The 26866-nt window shown below is 45.4% G+C and carries 10 protein-coding genes and 1 pseudogene; 4 read left to right on the top strand and 7 right to left on the bottom strand.

Translation table 11 applies throughout. The features are described 5' to 3' along the window. The first annotated feature begins 383 nt into the window (after nucleotides 1-383). From I3254_RS11155 to uvrA, 3 genes are all read left to right on the top strand, one after another. A complete protein-coding gene (locus I3254_RS11155; RefSeq protein ID WP_201607158.1) occupies nucleotides 384-2054 on the top strand; it encodes a DEAD/DEAH box helicase in 1671 nt (556 codons plus the stop codon). Between the two features lie 277 nt (nucleotides 2055-2331). Further along, entirely contained in the window at nucleotides 2332-3576 is a 1245-nt protein-coding gene (locus I3254_RS11150; protein ID WP_238052913.1) for a DUF819 family protein, read from the top strand. A gap of 251 nt (nucleotides 3577-3827) precedes the next feature. Then, nucleotides 3828-6395, top strand: a complete 2568-nt coding sequence (gene uvrA / locus I3254_RS11145) for an excinuclease ABC subunit UvrA (protein ID WP_238052912.1) — start codon at nucleotides 3828-3830, stop codon at nucleotides 6393-6395. Between the two features lie 98 nt (nucleotides 6396-6493). Here the strand turns inward: uvrA and I3254_RS11140 are convergent, their stop codons facing one another. The 7 genes and pseudogenes from I3254_RS11140 to I3254_RS11110 all read right to left on the bottom strand — a co-directional run. After that, nucleotides 6494-7933 carry a reverse transcriptase family protein gene (locus tag I3254_RS11140; protein ID WP_238052911.1) on the bottom strand — a complete coding sequence of 480 codons (1440 nt, stop codon included), beginning with the start codon at nucleotides 7931-7933 and terminating at the stop codon, nucleotides 6494-6496. Nucleotides 7934-7936: 3 nt separating this feature from the next. After that, nucleotides 7937-10186 carry a hypothetical protein gene (locus tag I3254_RS11135; protein ID WP_238052910.1) on the bottom strand — a complete coding sequence of 750 codons (2250 nt, stop codon included), beginning with the start codon at nucleotides 10184-10186 and terminating at the stop codon, nucleotides 7937-7939. Beyond that, nucleotides 10183-17853, bottom strand: a complete 7671-nt coding sequence (locus I3254_RS11130) for a HEAT repeat domain-containing protein (RefSeq protein ID WP_238052909.1) — start codon at nucleotides 17851-17853, stop codon at nucleotides 10183-10185. The genes I3254_RS11135 and I3254_RS11130 overlap by 4 nt, the downstream gene beginning before the upstream one ends. 76 nt (nucleotides 17854-17929) lie before the next feature. Continuing rightward, entirely contained in the window at nucleotides 17930-21334 is a 3405-nt protein-coding gene (locus I3254_RS11125) for a BRCT domain-containing protein (RefSeq protein WP_238052908.1), read from the bottom strand. 609 nt (nucleotides 21335-21943) lie between these two features. Beyond that, a complete protein-coding gene (locus I3254_RS11120) occupies nucleotides 21944-22684 on the bottom strand; it encodes a peptidase (protein WP_165598054.1) in 741 nt (246 codons plus the stop codon). Between the two features lie 42 nt (nucleotides 22685-22726). Continuing rightward, nucleotides 22727-23512, bottom strand: coding sequence for a transglutaminase family protein (locus I3254_RS11115; RefSeq protein WP_238052907.1), 786 nt, complete (start codon nucleotides 23510-23512; stop codon nucleotides 22727-22729). Nucleotides 23513-24366: 854 nt separating this feature from the next. Further along, nucleotides 24367-25725, bottom strand: a pseudogene (locus tag I3254_RS11110) (circularly permuted type 2 ATP-grasp protein); the annotation flags it as partial. A gap of 452 nt (nucleotides 25726-26177) precedes the next feature. On the opposite strand from I3254_RS11110, the gene I3254_RS11105 reads away from it, so the two are divergent. Then, nucleotides 26178-26777 (top strand): GDSL-type esterase/lipase family protein, encoded by a 600-nt coding sequence (locus I3254_RS11105; protein WP_238052906.1) that lies wholly within the window; start codon nucleotides 26178-26180, stop codon nucleotides 26775-26777. The last annotated feature ends 89 nt before the right edge of the window (nucleotides 26778-26866 follow it).

The raw sequence follows: 26866 nt of genomic DNA, 5'->3' as shown, positions 1-26866 counted from the left end.
GGATGACCATAAGTAATTGTTGCCGATGATTTTGTGTACTTAAATAACCTTTAAAAATATCAGTTATTTTTGACTCATATCTTATCTACTGGCCTATAACTAGGGTCTAGATTGGTTGCTGTTTGCCTTTATCTGCTTTGGACAAAGCATTGGTAATGAGCGTATATCAAGCAAGGATAAGACACTCGGCACTACCACCAAAATACGTCAGACAGCACGAACGCATTTATTATAAAGACGCTAAGCTCTATTGGCTTGGTTTCTAATTATCGACAATTTTATATTGCTCGGTAATGCTAATAAGAGCAGCGTGGTGAACGGTTATCAGTGGTATGCATCAAGTTTGCTGAATTTACAGCAACTTATACTTACCAAGGATTCTTATGACTGACATCTTATCTGCAATCGCCGCTGAAAACGGCATCATCGAAAGCACTGACACTCCAAATACTGATAACAATACTCAAGCGGCTGCTACTGACGCCACTGAGGAAAACAAAATCACTTTTACTGATCTTGGCATTGCTAAGCCAATTCTTACTGCGCTTGATCGCAGTGGCTATACCAACCCAACCCCTATTCAAGAACAAGCTATTCCTTTTGCTCTAGCAGGTCGTGACCTTTTATTGTCAGCGCAAACGGGTAGTGGTAAAACAGCGGCTTTCGTTATCCCTGTACTTGACCGTTTGAGCCGTGCCACTAGCTTTGACAAACTAACCAAAGCACTTATCCTAACGCCAACGCGTGAACTTGCTCAGCAAGTACATGATAGCGTTCGCACTTACTCTAAAGACATGCGCGGTCTATTTTGTGTACCACTAGTTGGCGGCGCACCATACAACGGTCAGATCACTGCTTTGAAAAAGGGCGTTCAAGTAATCGTTGCAACTCCTGGTCGTCTACTTGACCATATCAATGCAGGTCGCGTTGATTTGTCAAACCTAGAAGTATTGGTACTTGACGAAGCTGACCGTATGCTAGACATGGGTTTTGCTGATGACATTAGTGATATCCTTCGTGCAGCACCAATCGATCGTCAAACGATCATGTGTTCAGCAACTTGGGATGGCCCAGTAGGTAAAATCGCTGCCAGCTTCACTAAGAACCCTGAGCGCGTATCAATCAAAGTAGAATCTGCACACATCGAAGAAAAAGTGTACTACTGTGATGATTTTGATCACAAAAACCGTTTACTTGATAAAATCGTTTGCCAGCAAGATATGGAACAGATCATTATCTTTGCTGCTACCAAACGTAGCACTGAAAAACTGGCTAAGCAGCTACAAGAAGCGGGCCATAAAGCAAGCTTCCTACATGGTGACTTGCCACAGAGCAAGCGTAACCGTATCGTTCAAGACTTGCGTAATGGTAAAGTAAAAATCCTAGTAGCGACTGACGTTGCTGCACGTGGTCTAGACATCCCAGCTATCTCGCACGTTATCAACTATGACTTGCCGCGTCAGACTGAAGATTACGTCCATCGTATCGGTCGTTGTGGTCGTGCTGGTCGTACTGGTGTTGCTATCAGCCTATGTAGCATGGATGATCGTCCACAGCTTAACGCTATCAACCGTTATCTAGATCGCAAAATGGAAGTATGTATCATCGAAGGTATGGAGCCTAAGAAAACTTACGTACCTAGCGAAAACAAAGGTAATGGTCGTGGCCGTGGTCGTGGTCGTTCTAACGGCGGTGGCGGTCAAGGCCGTGGTCGTTCAGGCGGTGGCTATGCTGGTAAATCTAGCGGTGGTGGTCAAGGTCGTGGTCGTTCAAGCGACAGCGCTCCAACTGGTCAACGCGCTAGCAATGACAGCGGTTATCAAGGTAAGCCACGTGACACGTCAGGCAAACCAAATGAGCGTTCAGGTGGCAAGCCGTATCAAGGCAAGCGCACTGGTGGCCCAAGCCGCGGTGATAGCAATGGCGTTCCACGTGGTGAGCGTGCTGCAACTGGTCGCGGTCGTCCAAGCGGCAGCCAAGGTCGTCCAGCTGGTCGTTCTGACAGCCGTGGCCAAGGTCGTCCAAACGGCGGCAACCGTGGTAACAACTCGTAATACAGCTATATTTGACGATTAAAATCATTGATTCATTAATCGTCTAAAGATAGCATTGAAAAAGCCAGATACTTGTTATCTGGCTTTTTTGTGTTTACCTGTTTTATATTGCGCCATGATTACTTTATGCCCTTACTTGCCTAACCGTTACCTTGCTATTTATTCCGTCAAATACTACTCGGCAAATCCTAGCTAATAGTCCATGGCTGCTTGCAGGAGTTTTTTGCCTTGTCTATACTGATTTACTTTTGCCCGTTGTAACTCTTGGAGCGCCTTGATGCCTGCCACCTCAAACTTAGCAATTGATAATTTGCCATTAGCCTTTGGCATCATCATGGCCATTATTGGTCTGGTTTTTTATACCCAAGGCTTACCGGGTAAATTTTGGCGTCGATTTTATGCCATATTGCCTGGTATTGTGCTTTGCTGCTTTATACCAGCTACTCTAAATAGCTTAGGCGTGTTTGCCGATGGTATTGGTTCGCAGATTTATGGTTTTACTGCCACTTACTTACTGCCAGCAAGTTTGCTGTTGATGACCTTGTCCATGGATGTGCCTAAAATACTGGGCTTAGGCTGGAAAGCAATCGCGATGTTTTTTGCTGCCAGTATTGCTATCGTCATCAGTGGCCCGATCAGTTTGGGAGTCGCTAAGTGGATATCGCCTGCGATGTTTACCGATGATACGTTATGGCGTGGGTTCTCGGCCGTAGCGGGCAGTTGGATCGGCGGCGCAGCCAACCAAGCGGCAATGAAGGAGCTGTTTGGGGTCAGTGATGATTTGTTTGGTATGATGATTTTGGTTGATACTACCAATGCCTCATTGTGGCTGCTGGCTATTTTGTTAATGGCGAAACATAGCGACAAGATAGACCGCTTTTTGCGAGCGGATACCAGTAGCATTGATAAAGTAGTCAAAGCAGTTGAAAGCTATGAGCGTGATCATGCCCGCCCAGCAACCATCAATGATTTGATGGTGATGTTTGGTTTATGCTTTGCCATGGTCGGAGTGGCGCACTTTGTCGGTGGCCAGATTGCAGATTTCTTTGCCCCTTATAGTTGGGCCGTTCAGTATAGCTTTGCCAGCTCGTTCTTTTGGATGGTGGTAATTATTACGGTAATAGGTGTTATATTTTCGTTCACTAAGATACGTAGGTTAGATCATGTTGGCGCATCAAAAATCGGCACGGTATTTATCTTTGTATTAATCGCCGCAATCGGTATGCAAATCAATCTGGCTGGTATTGTCTCACAGTGGTGTTTACTGTTAATCGGCTTACTATGGATGAGCATCCATGTCGTGATTATCTTTGCTGTCGCTAGAATCATTCGAGCACCGTTCTTCTTTTTGGCAGTTGGCTCTAATGCCAATACTGGCGGTGCATCCTCAGCACCGATTGTCGCTACGGCATTTCATCCATCGCTAGCACCAGTAGGAGTGTTTTTAGGTATTTTAGGTTACGCAGTAGGGACATTTGGTGGTTATATTAGTACCCAATTGATGCGCTTGGTGGTGTCTTAATCTCCAAGTCACCATTATCCTGATAGTCTTTTTTGCTAAACAAAACCCGCGTTGATGCGGGTTTTTTATTATTAATGATTGGGTGACTTGAGTTATCGTTTTGTCTATCTATGCTATTGATATGTAAGCCTAGCCATGGCTATGTATGAGTACGTGTTAACCTTTCTGCTAATTAAATAAAGACAACTAATCAAGTAAAGAAAACTAAGCACGTTAGGAATAAACAACGATTCGATAGGAACAATAACGCTATGGCAAATTCAGAAAAATTAGAAGAAAAAACAAGTAAAACAAGCACAGTGAGAAATGCCCTTTATAACCCTGATCAAGACAATATTCAGGTCAGAGGCGCACGCGTACACAATTTGAAGAACGTTGATGTTGACTTACCTCGTAATGCCTTGGTGGTCTTTACTGGTATCTCAGGCTCAGGCAAGTCGTCATTAGCATTCGGTACACTATTTGCCGAGTCACAACGCCGTTATCTTGATTCTGTATCGCCTTATGCCAGACGACTCATTGATCAGGTCGATGAGCCAGACGTTGATTCTATAGAAGGGTTACCACCAGCAGTCGCTTTACAGCAGAAGCGAGGTACGCCTTCAGTGCGCTCGTCTGTGGGTAGCGTTACGACGATATCCAATGGCCTGCGCATGCTGTACTCACGAGCAGGAGAATATCCGGCAGATCAAGGAATACTCTACGCCGATGCTTTCTCTCCCAATACGCCAGATGGTGCTTGCCCAACTTGTTCAGGTATTGGCCGCGTATTTGAGGTCACTGAAGAGTTGCTGGTGCCAGACAATACCAAGACCATCCGTGAGCGTGCGATTGCAGCGTGGCCACCAGCGTGGCAAGGTCAAAACCTCAGTCGTATATTGACCACATTGGGCTATGATATTGATAAACCATGGCACACACTACCTAAAAAAACACGCGACTGGATTTTGTTTACAGATGATACGCCGACAGTGCCTGTCTATCCTGAATACAATATTGAGCAAACGCGCAATGCGATAGAAAACGGTGAGAAACCAAATTATATGGGTACTTTTATCAGTGCCAAAAACTTCATTTTGCACTCTTTTGCTACCACTCAGAGCCCGCGCACTAAAAAACGCGTCTCGCAGTTTATGCAGATATCTGAGTGCCCCGAATGTCACGGCAAAAAACTAAAGAAAGAATCGCTTTCAGTTAAGTTTGCAGGACTCGATATCGGTGAGCTATCACAGCTAACACTGACTGAAATGGCACAAAGACTGGAAAAAACCGCACGTACCAAGGTAGCTAACAAGACACCAAACCGCGAAAAAGCCATCGTTGCCCAACGTATTGCCAGTGATATTCTCTCTCGTGTTGAAGCGCTGACAAGGTTAGGGCTAGGCTATCTCTCGCTTGAGCGTACCACACCGACACTCTCTCCTGGTGAGCTACAGCGACTGCGATTAGCCACTCAAATTCGCTCGCAGCTGTTTGGCGTGGTGTATGTCCTTGATGAGCCATCAGCTGGACTGCACCCTGCTGATACTCAAGCATTGCTAGGGTCTTTGGATGAGCTAATCGCGGCTGGTAACTCGGTGTTTGTCGTTGAGCATGACGTTAGTGTCATTAGACATGCTGATTGGATAGTTGATGTGGGGCCAAAGGCAGGCACGCATGGTGGTGAGATTGTCTATAGTGGTCCTGTAGATGGTCTTCGTGAGGTTGAACAGTCGCATACTAGTCAATATCTCTTTGCCGATGCGACATCTAACGCACAGTCAAAATCTAATACAAGGCAGCCAGCAGCCTGGCTTAAGCTTGCCAATATTGAGCGAAATAACATAACAGGATTAGACGTTGAGTTTCCGCTTGGGGTAATGACCAGTGTCACAGGGGTCTCGGGCTCAGGCAAATCAAGCCTCGTCAGCCAAGCATTGGTAGAGCTTATTAGTGAAGCGTTGGGGCAGAAGACAGTTACAGAAGCGCCTGTCGGTGAAGCAGATTTACTTGAGCAAGAGCTTGAGTCAGTAACTGGCGGTGAAATTGTCGATGGCATGGAGCATATCCGTCGCCTTATTAATATCAATCAAAAAGCAATTGGTCGCACACCGCGCTCTAACTTGGCAACCTATACGGGTTTGTTTGACGATGTGCGTAAGATTTTTGCGGCGACTAAGCAAGCAAAATCTCATGGTTATGATGCTGGCAGGTTCTCATTTAACACTACCAAAGGTCGCTGCCCAAATTGCGAAGGGTTAGGGTTTGTCAGTGTTGAATTATTATTCCTACCAAGCGTTTATGCACCTTGTCAGGTATGTCATGGTCAACGCTATGACGAGGATACGCTGGCAATCACTTATCGAGATAAAAACATCGCTGAAGTATTAAACTTAACCGTTGAAGCAGCTCATGATTTTTTTGTTGATGAGGCACCTATTTTGCGTGCATTAGAGGCGTTGCTACAAGTTGGACTTGGCTACTTACGTCTGGGCCAGCCTGCTACCGAATTATCGGGCGGCGAAGCACAGCGCATTAAACTTGCCACTGAGCTGCAACGCACGCAGCGAGGCGACACGTTATACATATTAGATGAGCCAACCACCGGCCTACATCCTGCTGACGTGTCTATGCTCATGACTCAGCTGAACGGTCTTGTCGATGCGGGTAATACCGTCATCATGGTTGAACATGACATGCAAGTGGCAAGCAATAGTGATTGGATTATTGATATTGGGCCAGGGGCGGGCGATGCGGGTGGGGTTATTGTCGCACAAGGTACGCCATATGACGTTGCCCAATCAAAAGACAGTCGCACCGCACCCTTTTTATTGGTGTGATAGCAGTATATTTATATCAGTACATATTATTGAGATAAGTATGAGTATTAGAAATGGAAGTTTTCTAATACTCATTTTTTATAAATATAAATAAACATCTATGCAAGTGTCTCTTGCTTCACTTGCAAACGTTCAATTCTAGCTAGATAACTGTGTCCTAGCTCTGGCTCTGCCGAGGCTATCCAAGCGGCATATCCTGACAACGTATTTAAAGTCTCATCCGCGCGTAATTTGCCGCCTGCCTCTAAGTTATGAACGGCTGCTCGTAACATTTTTTTGATCTGACGAGATACCCTAGGTACGCCTTGTCCATTGACCACCATGCCTGTCACTTGTTGCTGATTGCCTTTACGAATCACACGTGTCTTGTCGTTATTTAACGCAAAACCTTCTTCGCGTAATATCTTATGGACTGAGCCGAGCAGTTGTCCGATTAGCTTATTGTGCTGCGTATCGGCTTGTTTTTTTGCAGTGCTGGTCGTGGATTTAATCGTTGTTTTAGCCTTCGATTTGGGTGTAGTGACTTCAATAGCGGGCACACTAAAGGTCAAGTCATCGGCATAACGGCTATAACGTAGGCCCAATTGTTCTGCCAATCCTGTCAAGCGGCGATCCAGATTTAAGCAAACGATGTTCGTTAATGCTGGACTGGTAGGCGCACCTTGCGGCAAGGCTCTATCGCCTAATGCCACACAATAGGTGATGCCATCTTGCTGTACCACTTGTCTGGGCGACTCTGTACAGAGTAATGCCAATAATGTGGCAATTTGCTCTGGGTAGCCGGCATGACGAAAGACCCCTTTGACACGGCGCCAGCTCACGCTAGGAAAGAAATCTTTGACATCAAGCTTAATAAGCAGCTCGCTATTGCTATGTACGGCTGCATTGGTCACGATAGATTTGCCGCGTACAAAGCCATGGGCGGCACCATGCGTCGTTAAGTTATTCAAAATATTGTGCAAAATCCAGCGTTGTACAAACTTCAAACGTGGTATCGGCGACCATATTTGCCGCGCTGTGCCATTGCGTTTGGCAATAGTGAAATGCGAATAAGACAGATTGGTGGCGACCTCTCTTTGATAGCACAATCCTTTTAACTGCGGAATGGTAAGGTTAACCGCTTCTGCTAGCTCATTATGTTTATGCAGCAGTGGCAGTTTGTTTTCAATCAGCCGATTGGCCGCGTCTTTTATATCCCATTTATCGGTACTGGTATCGTCCGTCCAATATACTTTCCGGCCAAGATAAACCATGTGATGCGCTTTGTATGCTTGCCAAGCAGCTTTTTTGAGACTTTTTTCTTCAGCTGCTTCCTTTTTCAAAGCTTTTTTATAGCGATCCCGTTCTTTTGGACTCATATTGTCAACAGGTTGACGATCGACCATAAAGCCTTGACTTACTAGCTGCTGCTGAACATATTGGTAACGTCCGCCCGCCAGCTCAATATCTTGCCATAGTTGCTGCCACTGACGCTCAAAAGGAGTGGGTGCTGGATCAGGGCTGATGTAATCGTTATTGTTGGCTGTGTGTGTGGTCATACATTACATCCCTTGGTTTTCGATAAAGCCTTTGGCTTCAAATCTGGCAATATGTTGTAAAAAAGCGGCTTTGGCTTGGGCAGGCTGATTGAACACCAGCTGCTGGCGCGTATCCTTGTCACCTATTGTTTGTTCAATGGTAATCTTCTTATGGGCAATGGTGATGTAAACATAAGCAATAGCGGTCTCTTGTGCGGTTAACGCTTGTGTCTTATCGCTTGTAGTCGCGTGTATCTGAGCAGCTGGTTGGGCTAAGGCCGTTAAATCAAGCGTCGGTGCAGAAGGTAATGTCATCAACGAGCTATTGGATGCTACTTGTACGCTTTCTTTTTTATTCTTAGGCTGATTAAAGCGCTTACTCGGTACGCGTTTACTCAAGACACGAGTGTCATGCCAACTATCATTGCCCGTATTGTTTGGGTCGTATTGATTATATCTAAGTCGTAGCACAATAAGATGCGCGCACACGCCATGAGTGAGACGATGTTGCAAGTACTGCGGACAGCTACATTCCGCCTTGGTAACTAGCCCTTCATCGCCTAATTGCAGCTGGCTGTGATAAGTACGTCTGTCTTCTTCGACATGAATATCTGCACGAATAGTAATACCTTTGACAGCGACAGTCTCAACTGTGAATTTCTGCACAGCATCTGTACGGCCAATCAAATCAAAAGCCTGCTTTTCTGCTTCGTTGTGATAAGCGAACTGTGCCATATCAAGCGGCACTTGGCTCAAAGGTCTGTAGTGATACAGCTGCGTCGCCATCTCATAGCGAATTAAGCCTTGCTGAGTACCTGACAGTAACCACTGCTGTACTTGTGAGTGAGAAACAGGCACAGACGTTAATGAAGCATCTGCTGATAGCGACTTTACCAAATCTTCTAGCGTACTAGGGGTATTTTCCAGTGTCTTAATTAATACAGACAAGCCATTATGCTCATCGTTATTATCATTATTACTATCATCTAAGGTTGCTTTACTACTGTCTGATAACCCTTCAATAGCAGCTAATGTATTTTGCAGTGGGCGCTTTGGCAGTAACAAGTCAAAGTTTAATGACTGTGACCAGTTGGCTTGGCTAAAGCCTGTCATAGCAAAGGTAAAATGAAAGCCTTTGCCTTTTAGTGTCCAGTAGCTTGGCATGCCTTGACCCAGTAGCGATACCGAAATGCTGTCAGTATGTGGCAACAGGCGTTTCAATAGACTCAGACGACGGCGACCCCATAAGCGAATGAGCTTTGCTTGTTTCCCTTGATAGGGCTTTTGCTGTTGGCTGACTTGGCTTGTGACAGTGATGTCAAAAGGCTCTAATATAATCACCGGCAGCTGCTGAGGTCTAAGCTCAATCAGCAGTCCGCGGCGCTTGCCTTTGATATCAGCATGCATACGCAGCTCAAACAGCACGTTATACAGTGCGATTGGATCAAGATAGATGGTGTCTTGCGGTAATTGACCTGCAGACTGTACTTGCAGCAGTGCTCTAATCCAACTTTTGGGCACATTGATGCGCTTTTCTATGATCTGTTTTTTTACGGTGGGCGTAGTTACTGCGCTGTCAGTATTTGCTTCAGCCGTCTCTGGCATAGTCTCGAGTAACTGTAAGCCGACCGCTTCATGACCAATGTCTAATATCGTTTGTTGATGATCTCGTATTTTCTCAATACCGTTAAACAAAGCCGTACTGTAATCAATACTGGTGGTACCAAGGGTAGCTTCGGCACTTTGCTCAAAAATTTCATTGGTCAATGTCAGTTGGGCATAGCAGCCTTCATCACGGCTAAACACCTCAAAGCTGACACCTTGCTCATGCACCTGAATAATCGGGTCCAAAATACAAAAAGCCAGTGGGTCGTTATTGAATAGCCACGTGAAATAATCACGCTGCGCAGTAAACAGGTTTTTATTGCTGCTGGCACGGCGCATCTGCATAAATACCGTGTACGCTGAGCGGTCTTTTGGCACATAGCGATAATCACTACTGACCACATCAAATAAGGCTAGCAAACTGTCACGAAAGACAAGAGGAGACTTTACCTTACCGTGGAAGTTAACCTCTGATCGATTCAGCTGAGCAAATAGTGCCACATGCTGAGTGTGTTCGGTCGTTTGCGCCTCCGACAGTGAGTCTGACGATTCGTTAACTTGACTGATTTGGCTGGGTGCGGCGTAGTCCAACTGCATCATCAGGCCATCAGTGTTTGCTACTTCTGACTCTGTTTCTGATGCTTGGTCTAATTGATTATCTATAGTCATTGACTGTCTCCTTCACCCTGATTGCTTCTTTGACTGCTGTCCTGACTATATGCCAACGGACGCTTTTGCTGTGCTCGTATCATGGCACGCCGCCAGCGGCGTAGTACTTTATAAGCAAGCTTCTGAATGTCTGAATTTTCATGTGCCATGAGCGTCGTCAGCCATTGTTCAATATTTGGATCATGTAGCTGTCCAAGCGCTTCGATAGCACGGATACGAACCGTCAGCTCCATGTTGTCATTACTTGCACAATGATAGAGTGCGTCAGCGTCTTTGGCTCTGATCCACTGTAGCAGCTGTTGATTGATTGGTATCTCGGTAGACGAGCCCTTATGTTTCAGCGCATTCTTTACTACCGTTATTATGGATTTTTGGGTAGATGTACCGCTTTGTTCAATACGAGTAATCACAGTTCCTAGCAAGGCTTGGCTGTCGTAAGTGAGCTGCGATTGAGTTGCTGTCGAGACAACGTTCAACGTTGGCAAGATACTTGATAGCACTTTATCGTCAGCGACAGGTCTAGCCAGTAGTGCCAACAGCGCTTGCTGCCACCAATCACTGACGGTCGTAGAGAGTAGTGGAATGGAGGTGATGGTCAATGGTTGACGAGCATCATTGAGCCAATCAAGCATTGCCACGATCTGCTTAGTAGCCGCTTTATCGACAGCACCTTTGGCAGTGGTAATGGACACATGACGCATGATTAGCCAAACCAGCTGTTTGATGGTGCTACCCACTTGCTCAACCATATCAATCCATTGACTATTATTGATGGTCGTTGGACTGCGGTTGATGGTGTCGATAAGAGTGTGCCATTGCTCGCTTGCAGTGTCAAAACGCTGCTGCAATGTCGCAACCATTTCTTTGTCTAGATAGCTGGATGGATACTGAGTCAGATAGCACAGTCCAATATGCTGTGTCAGTGTGTTACTACTGGTAATCAACGCGGTAAGCTGCGATGTTGGCATGTCTTGCTTGGCCAGAATGGCATTTTGCAGTGCCGTCAAGGTGTCAGCTGGCAAGTGCGCGCCATGCTGGGTGATAAATGCTGCCAGCTCATCGATGCTGCTATTATCAATGATACGCTTTAGACTCAAATGCTCAGTCTCTTCTATAAAGTCAGTATTATGGCTTTGAATGGCTGCCCAATCATAAGGGTAAACCTGCGACGCGAGACTGCCCCAAGTTTTCTGTGCCGCAGTATAAGCCACCATGAGCACAGTACGATCTAGGTTGTTTTGCTTTAAGATATCTAAAATTAATGCTTTATTGGCATCGTTATTATTCATCTGCAGTAGCCATACCGCATGCCTTTGCGGACGGAAGAATATGGCTTTATCAAGATGAAGGCGGATATAGCTGCGGATTTGTTCCCAAGCAGGCGTTGTGTTGAGCCAGCGCAGTCCATTTAACCAATGGACAATGGCGGGATTGGTGAAATGGACTGCGGGGTCTGACAAGTGCGATTTTAATAGCTCAAAAATATGCGGACTATGCTCAAAGTCACCACCTTGTGCAAGGCGACCTAAAGCTTCACTGGCCACGTCTTGTAGGTAGTGCTCGTCGTCCTCGGCCAGTTTGATTAACTTATCATAGGCTTTGTATAAGGTATGAACCTGTAAGTTCTTATCAGCATTGTCCGCAGGCGAGCTAGCGTTAGGCGAGTCAGCATTTTGATTGTTATTGCTGCCTAGTAGCTCGCCAATGGCTAACACACTGCAGCTGCGGAACTCAGCATCAGGGTTATAATCGATAGTGGCCATCAAGATATTGACCCCATCAGCATGACCGCATTTAGCGAGTCCTTCAGCCGCGGCAAATTGCACATCGGCGTCTTTATTACGTAGAGCGTTTTGTAATGAAGCAATGCTGCCGTGCAGTCTTTTGGCTCGATATGCCAGTGCTTCAACCAACTTAAAGATATATTTAGCTGGCATCTGCTCGTAGGCTAGCGCCAAAGCGCTATCAATGCGCGAGGATAAATCACTGTCGTCCGATTTTGCCCATGCAAGTGACGGCAATAGCAGCGCGGCAAGTGCATAATCACTATGACTCATAAGGGTCGTAAACAGTGACAGCAAGACTTTCGAGTCTCTAGGATGCTGACGTTGTAACCAACGCGTGTCTTCACGCTCATCTAGGTAGTCATCGATGTTTTGATCGTAACCGCTGATTTTCACCAAAGTGTCAAATAAGTATTTACGCTCTTCTTTATGCTTTTCTGGCGTGTGCTCAAACAGATTCTCTAAACGCTGTAGTAATGGTGCGACCAGATGCGTATTACGCAGGTCAGCGATATCACCATAAATAAACTGCTTAGGTTTGTTGATATGGGGATCGTCAAGTAAGGCTAATAATCGTAAGTGCGCTTCATTAGCAACTTGTTCAGCAGTCGCAATATCAAAGCTGCTCTCCAAACCATTCTTTAGATGACCCTCTAAAGTGTTCTTATTGATGAATTGGTACGACGTGAGTGCCTCAACAAGTAAGTTCCAGCTACGGTATTTCTCATTACTGGCCTGAGCGTCTTCAGCAAAATCAAATAAGCTATCAAATAGCGTGTTGTCCGCAAAGAGTACGTCATGAAACTCGACCAGTTGACTCAGTGCTTGATATTTTGCATCCCAATCATCACTCTTCACAGCATGCAACAAAAACGTCAGTTTGTCTTGGCGTTGCACTGACGGCGATTGACTGTTTGCAAAGGGCGTGACGATGACTTGTTTCCATTCAGCAACGATCTGAGGCAGTAACGACTGACAATAAGTCTGTAGCCCAAGCAAGCTGGCTGGCAGATGGCCTAGTCGGCCTTTTAACAGCTGATAGGTCTCTTCTGCTAAGGTGTGATTATTGGTTTTTAACAAATCAATGAGTTGTTGATCAGCGCTACCACTGACAGTAGCTGTATCCGATGGTTTGCTTTGCTGCTGTACGGCATTGTTATTTGCGGTATTTAGCAATAGATCCAAGCCGCGTTTGACCATATCACGGTAGGGCGTACTCATTGCATAGTCAGCCAGCTTTTTGGCAGGCATGTCCAGCTTATACAAGCATGCCCAAGCCAACTCACGAGTGTCAAAACTACTATGGTTCAGTAGTGGCAACAACACGCGACTGGTACTGTCTCGCCAGTCCTCATCGTTATTAGTGTTGAGCTGCGATGGTTGAGTAGCAAGCCACATTAGCCCTCGAATGGCTTGGTCTGTGGTGCTGCTATTAGCATAATAATCGTCGCCTGCACGTATGACACCAATCCAAGCGCCAAATGCAAGAGACTGATAAGGATAATGCACCTCAGAACTATCTTGTTGTTCAGTAGGAGAGCTACCTACTGTTTGCGCATTGCCTACCATATTAACGGTGGCCGTAACTGGATGAGCACTTAACAATGCCTGTAAACTGCGTTGCCATTTTTGTAATGTCTCAAAAATATCGTCCTCATCGTCATAATAATCATGGGCGAGTAATTCAGATAAGTTGCAAATGACACTAATGGTTTTTGCGCGTACCAATGGCTGTTGATGTCGACTGAGGTTGGCGAGCTGTTGTAAGTTTTCGGTACTCACCGTCGTTAGAATACTTGCTCGGATAGAGGCCGTATTATTCGACTGTCCTTTAACACCACCTTTATCTGCCGTGTTTGGCATGGCATCCATCATCATCGTGATGACTTCAGAGTGAGAAGGTAAAACACTGCTTAATTGACGTGACAAGTAATCATTCAAGTACTGCCACGTTGACGATAGTGCTGGCTGACTACTAGGGCATTGTACGTCATTCGGGTAACGAGCGAGTATATTAGCGTAGACTACTGCCGTGTCATTATCGGCAAAGCTTAAGGCTTCTATTAGTCGGTTGGGTCGATCAATGTTAGAGGCGTCTGTTTTAGCAGCTTGCCAGCCATTCTGTAAGTCATTAAATATCAATAACAGTCTGGCTGCTACGGCATAGGACTCTGACTCAAACAAAGGCTGTAATTGTCGTGCATGTGTAATACCTAAACCGTGCTGCGCTTGAAGCCAATAAACAGGCATTTTTGATGCTACCAGATTGCTATTGTCGATATTGCCATAAATATCATGAGTCAACAAAGCCTGCCCACGCGTATCACCTAGGATAGCCAAACCAAAATTGGCACAATGGCAAATAATGGGGCTCTCATCTTTTTGCCATTTGAGCAGCAGATCAATATCGTTTACAGTCACCATGAGCGTGAGTGTTGGAGCAAGTGATTTAAAATCGGCGTCAGGGTGGTGTAAATATTTATCGTACCAGTTAAGCGCGTTGTATGTTGAGGGATAAGCTAGCTTTGATAAACCAAATAATGCTTGGCCTACATGACTGTACCACTGAGTATATGTTTCACTTTTTTTGTCCTGAGAGGGTATTGGTAGATCTAAGTAATGCTTAAAGACTTGGTACGCTTGCTCATCACTTCGCTTTGCCTGTTCTTCGTCAGTGTATAAGCGTGATTGGCTGGCCAGCAGTTGAGCGACTGTTAGCTGAATATCAGGATAAGGACTGTTGAGGGCCGCGGTAATCAATGCTTCGTGATGATTAGGTTGATCATCGGTGCTACTATCATCTAGGCTACTGTAATCCGCTAAAATAGTAGGCTGTAAGTCTGTCAGCGCCAAAGCGACCGTCAAAGCTTGTTTACGTAGCTCAATACTGTCATCAGCGAACATGGCCACTAGAGCTGGCATCAGTTGTGTCAGCTGAGTCGTATTGGCTCTGGCTTGCACTGTCGTAAGGGCCAGTTGCTTAGTGTCCGCATAAGGGCTGGCAAGTGCATTTAACATGACGTCAGCAAACCCTAAGTGTTTGCTCTGTTTCAATGCGATGTCAAAGGCTTGCTTACGGATAGCGGCAAACGTATCCGCAAAGAACAGGGTCAGGACAGCTTGATTGGTCTTTTGGTGATTCGTTTCTTCAGTGTTATTGGCTTTATTTGTTTTATGCTTCGAGTTCATCGCTAGCAGCAGTCGTTGCCATTCTTCTATCGCCACTTGATGCACATCTTCAAAGAGGCTTTGCTGCAATAGCTCAATGATGTCAACGATGGCGCTGTCAGATGACTGCTTGAATTGGCGGTTTAATAGAACTTTAACCACTTCTAGCCGAATACTGGTAAAAGGGTTGTTCAATGCCTGTAGCAATATGTCTGTCATCTCTGACGACATCTGAGTACTTTTATCACTGCTATCACCACTATTTGAGCTATCTGGTGCGACATGCTTTAAAAACAGTGCTAAAGACTGCTCATGAATGTCTTGATGTTTAGAAGCAAAACCTGTCGCTGCCCAAGACAATGCATTGTCTGCCAATTTGCCATAGGCTTGCATGGCGACTTGGCGCACGCCAGCGTCCTTATCATCTAGTAATGTCGGTAGGACTGCTTTGGCGTCTTCTATATTTAAATGACCAAGCGCGGTGGCCACACCAGCACGGATGATGGCGCTGTCATCATGGCTCATCAAACTAATCAGGGTGCCAAACGCCCGTTTGTCTTGTAGGCAAGCCAGCGCATAAGCCGCTCGGAAACTGATATCTTCGTGACTATTGCTTAAGCTTTGTAATAAGGGCTCTAACGTGTCATTGCTTAGATTTATAGATTCAGCAGCAGGCTTCTTGGATTTGGTCGTTTTAGCCTTACTCTTAGATACTTGAGTACTATCTGCTTGCGAGATAAAATCTTGCGTAGATAAGGTTAAACGGATCGCCTCATCGGATTCTGATGGTTTAACACTCTTATCATTGGTCGCTGTGCTGCTAGCATTATCTAGTAGCGTGCCGCGCAGTAAGCGAAAGTCATCAAAATCAGACAGGGTGCGCAATGTTTGCGTGTCACCTTGCTGTTTCAACGCCTCTATCAACTTAGGCTGAGACAGCAATGAGACGTAAAACGCCGTTTGCCTAATCTCTGTATTACGATGGTTCTGTAGCAGCATCAACTGACGCGAGACTTCAAGATGGTTTAGCATGCCGCGCTGATACAGACGAATCAGTCCTGACTGGACAATGTCTGATTGATTGCAGTCTAATGCCATCAAATCTGCTTGAGGACTGTTCTCTGGCAAAAGTGTCTCAAGTGAGGCCAATGCTTGCTTGCGAATATTCGCAAAATTGTGTGACAACGCCTCTCTTAAAATAGGTAAGATGCGGCGCTGGCTGGTGGCATCCTTCATCGCGACCTTTAGGTAACCTTGTAACGCAGAAGCCACCACTTCTTCGTAGTAACGGTTTTTAAAGGCTTCTTCTAGATAATGCAGCGGTCGCTTCGCCGTACTTGCGCGGTCGGCCAAGGCATGAAAAGCAGCAAGGCGTACTTTTGCACTGTGCGCTGAGCTTAGTTGCTGCTCTAAAACCTGTGCAGTTTTATCAAGATTAGTAGTAGCAACCCACTGTACTAGTTGCAATGCTTGATTGGCCGTGAGTGTATCGCTATCAGCAAGTAATTTTTTAACCAGCTCTAATGTTTGGTTATCTACTTGCGCCTGTAGCAGCGCTAGACCTTCTTTAAACGACACATCATTATTGTTTGACGTATCTGTCAGTAACTGGCTGATTCTCTGATAGCCGTCTTTGATGATATAAGTGACTGGCAATAGCTTGCTGTTTTTTGCCGTACTATTTTGTGAGGTGCTATTCTGTGATGTACTTTGAGTGTGGTCAATAGGTATAAAACGTAAGCTCTGATCAGCACTGACTACGATGAGCGTTGGTTGTTCAGCGTAAGAAGATAAGACGATCTGTCGCGCCTTGGTTAGATCCTCTTTACAGCTGTTTGGCTGACCTTTATCAAATGCCCATGATTTGACGCTCTTGTCATCTGCTGCGGTAAACAACCGAGTTTCTGAGACACAAAGCGCCGTGATCATTTCACTGTGTTGGCTAGACTTGGCTCTATCAACAGGATGCAGATCGCCTTGGACATGAGTACGGTATAGACATTTGTCTGTGCCTGCTGAGAAGAAGTACTGACCGACCGGCTCAAAACACAGCGCGTTTACTTTACCTTGGTGCAGCTGTTTTCGGCTACTTAGATTGAGCTGTACACCATCTGAGGTCCATTGATAGCTACTAACATCTCCCGTTTTATCTGCCACGACTAACCACGAGCCATCACTTGACGTTGCGAGCGCGGTTAATGCCGATTCTTTACTTGATGCTGCTATAGAAGACGAGTAAGGCTCAACGATGACGGTATTGCTGGCTTGGCTGTCCTGATAAGGCCACACTACGATGTGTTTCGGATATAAGATAGCCAACGCATCTTGTAGTGGTGCCATTGCTACGGCACGGCCTATATCATTGTTATTATTTTCAGGTGCATCAAGCAAGGATGTAGCACTGGTTTTCTTAACTTTCTTGGCTTGCCAATCCGTTTGATAAAGATGACCATCATCACCAATCATCACAATAGTGCTGTCATCTATTTTGGTGATGGCTTGCATCGCACAAGGCAGCGCAGTTGTCGATAAGCTAAATTGCTCACCTTGTTGATCAAGGACGTATAAAACCGTAGCAGATGCTCGCTGCTGGCGAGTAATAAAAAGACTGCGCCTATCTTGCTTGGTTGTCTTTTGAGTTGCTGCTTGAGTACTGTTGGCCTTACTGACTAAGCCAATAATTTGACCCCAATAGGGGAGTGTTATTGTTTTCATTGTGTTATCTCAGTTGAGGTGACGTCATATTTTTTTAAGTAGCTATTTATCTATATCTGTCTGTTCGCCACAGTCGTTAAGCAGAGACCACTGGCTGCAGGTTTTTAGATAGCTCAGGATAGCGATGCAATAACCGTGTGACTGCAACCAAACAAGCCTGACGCTCCATCTTGCCTGCCGAGTGTGTAAAGGTGAACAGTATGGGCATAATGAGCGCCGCAAAGGTGCTGTCAGCCAACGCCACATCACGAAAGGTCTCAATCAAGGCCAGTTTGGCACGACTCGCAGATATGGGTTTTAGCGTGATATTGTTATCTGACTCAGCTGCTTCGTATGACTGTGATGATGAGCGCTTATCTGAATAGCCTTGTTGCTTATGCTTATTGCTGTCACTAGCACTTGGCTCTTGCGAACCGCCTAGACGTCCAGGTGGTAGCTCAAAGAGACCACGGCGTAGCAGCATCAATAATTGGTCGACTTCTGCAGGCAAGCTTGCCAAACGTCTATCTGACTGTTCTGTTATGACTGGTTGAGCGCTGCTGTCTTTATCTTGAGTAGCATCTTTATCTTTACTATCGCTACTGGTTGGTTGCCAGTTTGGAGAGACGTGACGCGCTTTATAGTGTTTCCATAGCATGGTCACGGCGGCATAACGTACTTCACGGTCTGTGCTTTGGGTCAATCGATATAAAGACTGCACATCTTGGAAATTAATATGACGCTGTAGTAGAGTGATACCGATTTGGCGAGCAATTCGCGATTTGCTTTCAATCAAAGCATTCAGCATGCCAGCATTCAATTGTGCTGACTGAACGTGATAACGTCGATTGGCAACGGATGGCTTATCCAATAGCGCACGCTTCAGCAGTTGCGTGACTTCAGTATAGGGAGATTCTGCCATCATCAGCCATAGGGTTGGCGTTGGTTGCCACGTCGCCATCTCATACTCACTCAGTAACAAGCCAAATGCTCGCAGCTGGCTGTTACGGTGTTGCAGCAAAGGAATGACACGCTCCGCATCAAAAAACGAAGAAGGAATAATCGCATCGGGATCGACTGGTCTGTCTGTCAGTGCCATGCAGATCTGTTCATGATGATGACTGAGGTAGCTGATCGCAAGCTCACTGATAGGTGCAGTAGCGTCATCTGTTGCCATATGCCACAGTGCATTGGCACCTGCAAAAGTATCGTCTTCAGACACCTCTCGTGATTGACCACTTAGCATCTGTAAAAAAGCGGTTTCGGAAATAATCTTTAGGGCAGCACCATCGGCGATTAAGCTTTCGGCTTTAACTTGCTTGCTACCTTTACGGCCATTACCGTATAACGGTGAACCATCATCACCAATGACTAAGTAATCTAACTTGCCGTTGACAGCACCACTGATGGCACCATTAGCCGCTTTCACAACTGTTTCGGCCTCGCCACGAGTCATGCTTTGCATCTTGCCTGTGAATAAATACCGTTGGCCAGTTAAATCTACTTCAGTAGCAGCATCGCTATTTGAGTCTTTATTGTCAGTGCCATTACTGGAAGCGTTGTCAGTAGAGTCGCCTTCATTACTGTCAAGATATGCGATAAAGTCGGCAGGCAAGAACCCTTTGTTAATGCGTTCAATCGCAAATTCACGATAGAGTGCCTGATCGCTATGCGCAAGATTCATAAGCCAGTCAAAGCCTAGATCTATCGGCGCAAACCGACGCACATCAGACAGCCAATCCCTCACGTTTTCTGCTAAGTACTCATCAAAGGCCAAGTGCTTTTGCCAGTTTTTAATAGGCGCGTCAGCAGATTTTAATTGTTCAATATATTCACTCACTTGCCAGTCAGGCTCATAGGCAAGTGCATGCCAATAGCTCATATCAAGCGTCGCAGTTGACAGTACATCTTCATCAAACCAATCGGTAATAGTCGCTTGCGATAATGGGTTTAATAACAGTGTTTGCCACACGGCAGCGTTTACTTGGCTCAAATCCAAACGTCTGAGGTGGTCCAACGCAAAGTTCATGCAGTCGCTATCGTTATGAGCAGAGAAGTCCTGTTGCTCTTGCTCTGGTATATCTAACTGCTGGGCAACGCGAATAAAGTATTCAGTCCCTAGCTCTTTGGCACTATAAAGCTCAGGCAGTTTTTGTATCGCAAATTTTACGCTGTGTGTTCTACCGCTAGTCAATCGTTCAAAAAACCACTCAGGGGTTAAATCGCGCCTTGTAAAGTGTTTGCTAAGTTGTTTGCTCGCGGTTTGATAATGATGTTCTGTGTCTAACAGCTGACCCCAACCGTTGACACCGATATCAGCAACAGGATCACGACTTAAGATATTGTTGATGGCAAATGCTCTAACAGGCTCATAATCTGACATGGCCAGTAACATCAGCTCAGTGAGTGATAAGTCCTGAGCATAGCTTTTGGCATAGCCAATCGCATATTGATAGGCGGCAGGATAGTGTGAATGGAGTAGCTGCAATACGACTTGATGCAAGCCCAATACTTGAAACTTAGACTTTTCAAAATGCGGTGAGTTTTCTAATAGCCAAACAATCATCTCATCACGCGCTTTGCTGTGCGCTTGTCCGGCAGATAAATATTGTAGCGTCTCACCACTCACATCACGTAATTGGGTTTTGAAATCGTGCTTTAGGCTATCGGTTGCAAACTGTCTGATAGCCTCGTTTCTGGCGATGGCCAGTAACTCAATAAGTGGCTCAGGGTCTCGTTGCCACGCCTCAGAGAACGCGCGACCTTTTGCATCAAAGAGCTTGCGAGGTGAGCGACTGCTGAATCGATTGACGCCATAATCAAGGCTGTTGTGGAAGCAGATGTGATTGAGCACCCAGCTGTTCGTTTGTTCAAGGCTGCCTGCCGTCATGGTTTCGTCATAGCTGGCGAGTACAGAGACGGCGGCATCAATGTAGCCAATTGGCATTTGCTGACCCAACTGCCGCAGATAACGCCATGCTCTGAGGCTCATATAGGTTTTGGTGGCGAGGCTGACCGCAGAGTTGGCGGTTTGATTGAAACGCTGTAAATCAATCTTGGCAGCTATTTGTCCAAAAATCTCATAATCTTGAAAAAATTCTGCTTGCTTATAAATGCGCTTCAATCCTTTCCACACACCATAGCTGACTGGCAAAGCCGTAATGGCTTGTTTTAAGATGGCTCTAGAATACGCGCTGCCATCTTCCCACAGTGCGGTCAATATTAGATGGATTTTGTAGCGATCAGGGAGAGGGTATACGCCTTCGTCTGCCTCAAGCTTGGCAATCATTGCCACACGCTCTGCAAACTGTATTTCGGGGTTTTGCTCCCGAAACTGATGACTTAGAATTTTGTCCAAAAATCGCTCAAATGTCAGTTCGTGCTCAGGGATGGGCGCCTCAGGAATCGCATCAGCCTGAGTTGCCAACGTACATAGTTTATCGACCAAACTGGGATCTTGGGCTTGCCAAGCTTGCTGAATTTGTGAGAATGACAGACTCATAGCAATTTGCCTTAATTTTTATTTTGTCGGTGCGCGTGGTTTTGTAGACCCATAAAAGCGCGTTTCAGAGAAAATATCAAGGACTTTTGTATGGAAGTATATAGCCTGCGGCACCTAGTGTCGTACATAATTTGGTTTTGAAATTATGTATTGACAATAATAACTGTTATGAGGCAAACTTAATGTGTTGTGAGATTTAGCGTTTCACCGTTTACGGTGAGGGGCGACGTTGCGTCGTCCACGAGTCAAGCCACTACATTTTACCCAAGGAAGACTGTTTCAGTCCTGCTAATACCTAGATAAAGGCCCTAGTGTCATTAGCTCGCTGGAGCAATCACGCAATCGTGATTGAGCTAATGCACTAGGGCCTTTATCTAGGTGCAGTCCAGTGAGTCTTCCATGTACCAGGTCATGAGGTAGATTACACAACAATTGAGTGTGACATCATTATGATGGCATTCAAGGTCTTTAAAGCAAAACCGGAGTAGGGCTGTTTATTCAGCGCTAATCCGGTTTTTTATTGCCTGATTATTAGTTGATAATAAAAAAGCCCTTTGTCTATCGCAAAGGGCTTTTTAGGGCAGAAAATATGATTTTATACGGAACTATTTATCCCCAATAACCATCAGGACATTTAGGCAATTCAACTAACGTGCGACGTAACGCATCTGACCATTGATGACGGATGGTGTTAAAGTACTCGTCACGCTCATCAATACGTCGGCCGTTGGGCAGAGCTAGGCTGTCATTGTCATAAAGTACAAAATCTATCGGCATACCGACTGATAGATTTGAGTGAATCGTGGAATCAAATGACAGCATCAGCGCACGTGCCGCGTGTCTTACATCCGTGTTATAGCTGACAGAACGATCCAAAATAGGTTTGCCATATTTGCTTTCGCCCAACTGAAAAAACGGTGTATCTTCAGTGGCTTTGATGCAATTGCCTTCAGGATAAATCAGGTATAGCTCAGGTAGCTGTCCTTTGATTTGACCGCCAAGCATAAACGAGCTGGTAAATGCACCATCGCGAGTAGAGTTAGCGACTGCTTTTGCATGGTTCATAACATCACGCATACATTCACCAACCATTTGCGCGGCATCAAACAACGTCGCTACTGTATTAAGGTTACTCTCAGCACGCTGGTCAATGTCGCTTTGTAGTTTATTGAACACTGCCTGCGATGTCGCTAAGCTACCAGCTGTCTGTAGCACCATAAAGCGCTCGCCTTCAACGCCGTATTGATACAACTTTCTGAATGTCGATATGTGATCAACACCAGCATTCGTGCGCGTGTCACTGGCAAAGACCATACCGTCTTTTAGACGAATGGCAGCACAATAAGTCATAAAATACCCTTGATGAATAAACGTAATAAAAAATAGCAAACGCTATGATAGCTTTTTGACTAATACCAAACTGTAAAGATTTTCGTAACCGCCGCCCATACGCACGCCGCGAACAGGCGCGGTATCTAGATAATCTCGCCCAATAGCCACATACACATGTGAGTTTGGGGTAAATGCTTGATTTGAGATATCAAAAGTATACCAGTAACCATCCAGCCAAACCTCAGCCCATGCGTGACTGGCCATGTGGTTTTCGGTATCGTCATACAGATAACCGGACACATAACGCGCTGGAATCTGTTGATCGCGCAAGATACCTAAAAATACATGCGTATGGTCTTGGCACACACCGGCACTTGTCGCAAACGCTTCAGCAGCGGTCGTACCCACATGCGTGACGTCTTTAACAAAAGGCATTTTCATAATAAGGGCATTTGCCATTGCCTTTAAGCTGTCATGAGTAGGGGTTTTTAGGTATGGTGCTGCAAATTCTCGCATCTCTTGTGAGCATTTGGTCAACGGGGTTTGTACGGTAAATAGCAAGTAGGGAACACGATCCATATCCTCTAAACGTTCGGTTTCGGTGTTGATCTCAACGATACCCGACGCCTGCATTTGTAAATTGTTATGTGCCTCGTTACGACTGAGCGTGAGCCATGCATTACCAAAGCCGTCCTTTTGGTTGGTCGCCACTTTAGGGAGCATCACATCCCATTTATGAATGGTTTGGTGTGGCATTTGCATAGGGGTCATGCGTATATACTGTACACTGCGCTGCGCCAGCTCATCGTAATAGTAGTTGGTTTGGTGACTGATTTGAAGTTTCATGGCATTTTCCTTATAGCATCTTTCTATTTTCTGTTTATTCCATATGTCTCATAAGCCGTTGTTATTGGTTTTTGGCTAGACACCTTCTATACACCTTGACGCAGTATGAGATTGAACTCCTTGCTAATCAGCGCAAAATCACTAAATTTCTTTGACCTGATCATCTGGTTGGTCAAGCGGATAAGCTCACGCCATCGCGTATTCTCCGGCAACTCATTAATCCAGTGTCTGAATTCAAAACTGATCTCTGTTGAATCCTCTCCCAACAAGACGGCACGCTCAAGCTGCTCAAAGTGACGCCCTAATTGCCAGAAGCAAGTCACTGTCGGATTTTCTTGTTTCATCGCAGCGTTACACGCGTGTAGCTGCAAGGTCGCTGCTCGATACGTGCCAGCACTCGATAAACGCTTGATCAAGTTATATAACTCAGCGGTATCTTTACCAATGACACCTTTGGCCTCTTGGACATTGTCCTCAATCGATTGCACGATATTGGGTATGATGTTTTGTTCCAAATCGGCCATCATTTGTGCCTTCATGGTGGTCAGTGACACTTCACCATTAACGGCAAACCCTAAGTGACTAATTAAATGTCTGATCTGTGATTTTTTGAGATCGCCTTTGATGAGTTGTTTCATAACATCGTCGTAGTAATACAGACGCTCACTATATCGGCCTAGCCATATTAAGTGACTGGCGGTAGAGAGTAGCAGTATCATGGGAGCGTCATCTAAACTCTCGTAACCCGTTTCTAAGGGCTGGACTCGATCATAGTAGTTCGCATGCCCTGAAGCATTGACCCCTACTGATGATAAAGGCGAGCATTTGTCGGTTTGCTGGCTGTCTAAATCACTGTCATCAATAATCCAAGTGTCTTTGATACCGCCGCCTTGTGATGAATTGACGACCAAAGAGCCCTCAACCATGGCCACTCGTGTCAGACCACCGGGTACAATATCTACTGTGCCATCACCATGACTGAGGATAAAGGGGCGCAAGTCAATATGACGCGGTGCGATACCGTCGCTTACGGCAGTAGGATTGGTAGATAGTGAGATAGTCGGTTGAGCAATGAAACCAGCTGGGTTTTCAAGCAGACGTACACGATATTCTTCGACTTCTTTTTTGGTCGACGTTGGACCAATAAGCATCCCGTAGCCGCCTGAGCCTTGCGTTTCTTTTACTACCAGCTTGTCTAGATTGTCGAGTACATATTTGAGATCGTCAGGCTTACGGCACTGGTATGTCTCGATATTAGGTAGGATAGGCTCTTCATTTAAGTAGAATTTGATCATATCTGGTACAAAAGGATAGAGACTCTTATCATCGGCCACGCCCGTACCTGGGGCGTTAACAATCACCACGTTACCAGCACGATAAGCACTCATTAGCCCTGATACACCCAATATGGAGTCAGATTTGAAGGCTAACGGATCAATATAGGGATCATCAATGCGGCGGTAGATCACATCGACTTGTACCTTGCCGCGAATGCCTTGCATATAGACTTTGCTGTCCTCAACGACCAAATCATAACCATGGACGAGTGGCACATTCATCTCATGCGCTAAGAAGGCATGCTCATAATAGGCACTGTTAAAGCGACCTGGCGTTAAAATGACGACTTGTGGATCATATTTGGATGTTGAGCTAGCAAGACAGGCTTTGAGACGGTTGGGATAATCACTGATGCCCATAATAGGCGTTTCAGTAAATATATCAGCTAAGAGCGTCTCTGATATATTGCGACTCTCAAGCATATATGAGACACCTGATGGGGTACGCAGGTTATCCTCTAATACACAAAATCTACCTGTCTCGTCTCGAATCAAATCAATACCGCTGATGTGCGAATAGATAGGTTTGTCGAGCTCAATGCCCATCATCCATGGCTCATAGCAGCCACTGGCATAGACGTAGCTGGCAGGGACAATATCCGCTTTCATGATGGCTTGGTCATGGTAGATATCATGTAAGAATGCATTGAGAGCGGTGATACGCTGTTTACAGCCTGCTTCTATTTGTTTCCACTCGCTCGCGGCAATAATGCGTGGAATGATATCAAACGGAATCATACGCTCGATGTTTTTGGCATCGCTATAGACGGTAAAGGTGACCCCTTTACGGTAAAAAATATTTTCTGCTTGTTCGTTTAAATAATTGAGGGCATCCATGTTGATATTATCAAGCCAATGGCCAACAGCTTGTGCCACTGGGCGATACTTACCCTTGCTTATCTGCAATTCATCGAAACTTTGTGGTTTTTGCTCAGGTTTTTCTGAAGTGTCTTTTGTTAAGGTATCTTTGGCTGTCGTTGAATGAGGACTTGTGGTATCAGTACTGGTTGCTTTAATGGACTGACTCTGATTCTGATTCTGATTTGCAGATTTTTCTTTGTCTGGGTTTCCATGCTTAGACTGACTTTGAGATGCTGTTTTATTCATAAATACCTCACGTATCCTTGGTAAAGTTATACTTTATGATGAATACACTGTCTATGCTAAGTAGAGTAGCACTTGTACTGCGCCCAACAGGTAGTCTATCTCCTGTATGGACTATACAACGGTTAATGAGCAATATACAACAAGAGTTAAATAATAGATTTTTAAAAACTTGAACCTAATTCTAATAAGTTTAACTCAATAGAAACAGGAGAAGAGAAGACATGAAGCTACGTGGTAGGTTTTTAATGCTGGCAGGTATAGGGTTGTCAGTGGCTATCAGTGTGACTGGCTGTGGTAGCGAACCACAACAAGATATCTTGCCCGCTGGTAGCACAGTGGTCGCACTTGGCGACTCATTAACCTATGGTTACGGCGCAAATCCTAAAACAGCGTATCCTACGGTGCTAGCAGAGCTAAGCAAATGGAACGTCGTTAATGCAGGCGTAAATGGTGACACTTCTGCAGATGTGCTTACTCGAGTGAATGAGATCACTGAGCAAAACCCTGATTTGGTTTTACTGGGTGTGGGTGGTAATGATGTATTGCAGCGCATTGCACCTGATACCACGCGGGCTAATATCGTCGCGACTATAGATACCTTACAATCCAACAATATTGACGTTGTCCTAATCGCTGAGCCGTATCTCAGTACCAGTGCTTTGTTTGGCAAGGCAAGTGATAATCCACTGTATGAAGATATTGCGGAAGCTGAAGGCATACCTCTGTATTCTGATGGCTGGTCAACTGTACTGTCAGATGAGGCTTTAAAGTCTGATAAAATTCATGCCAATGCTGCGGGCTATGTAAACCACAGTTTTTAAGCTTAAAAACTTTTAAACTTAAAAACTGTGAGTAGGGCGCATGTCTGTAGTCAGTAGATAACGCACAAAAAAAAGCAGAGAGCTTGTTA

The sequence above is a fragment of the Psychrobacter sp. Ps2 genome, from assembly GCF_022129405.1.
Classification (GTDB): Bacteria; Pseudomonadota; Gammaproteobacteria; order Pseudomonadales; family Moraxellaceae; genus Psychrobacter.
The sequence above is the reverse complement of the archived record's forward strand: the minus strand, read 5'-3'. Positions and strand labels throughout refer to the sequence as shown.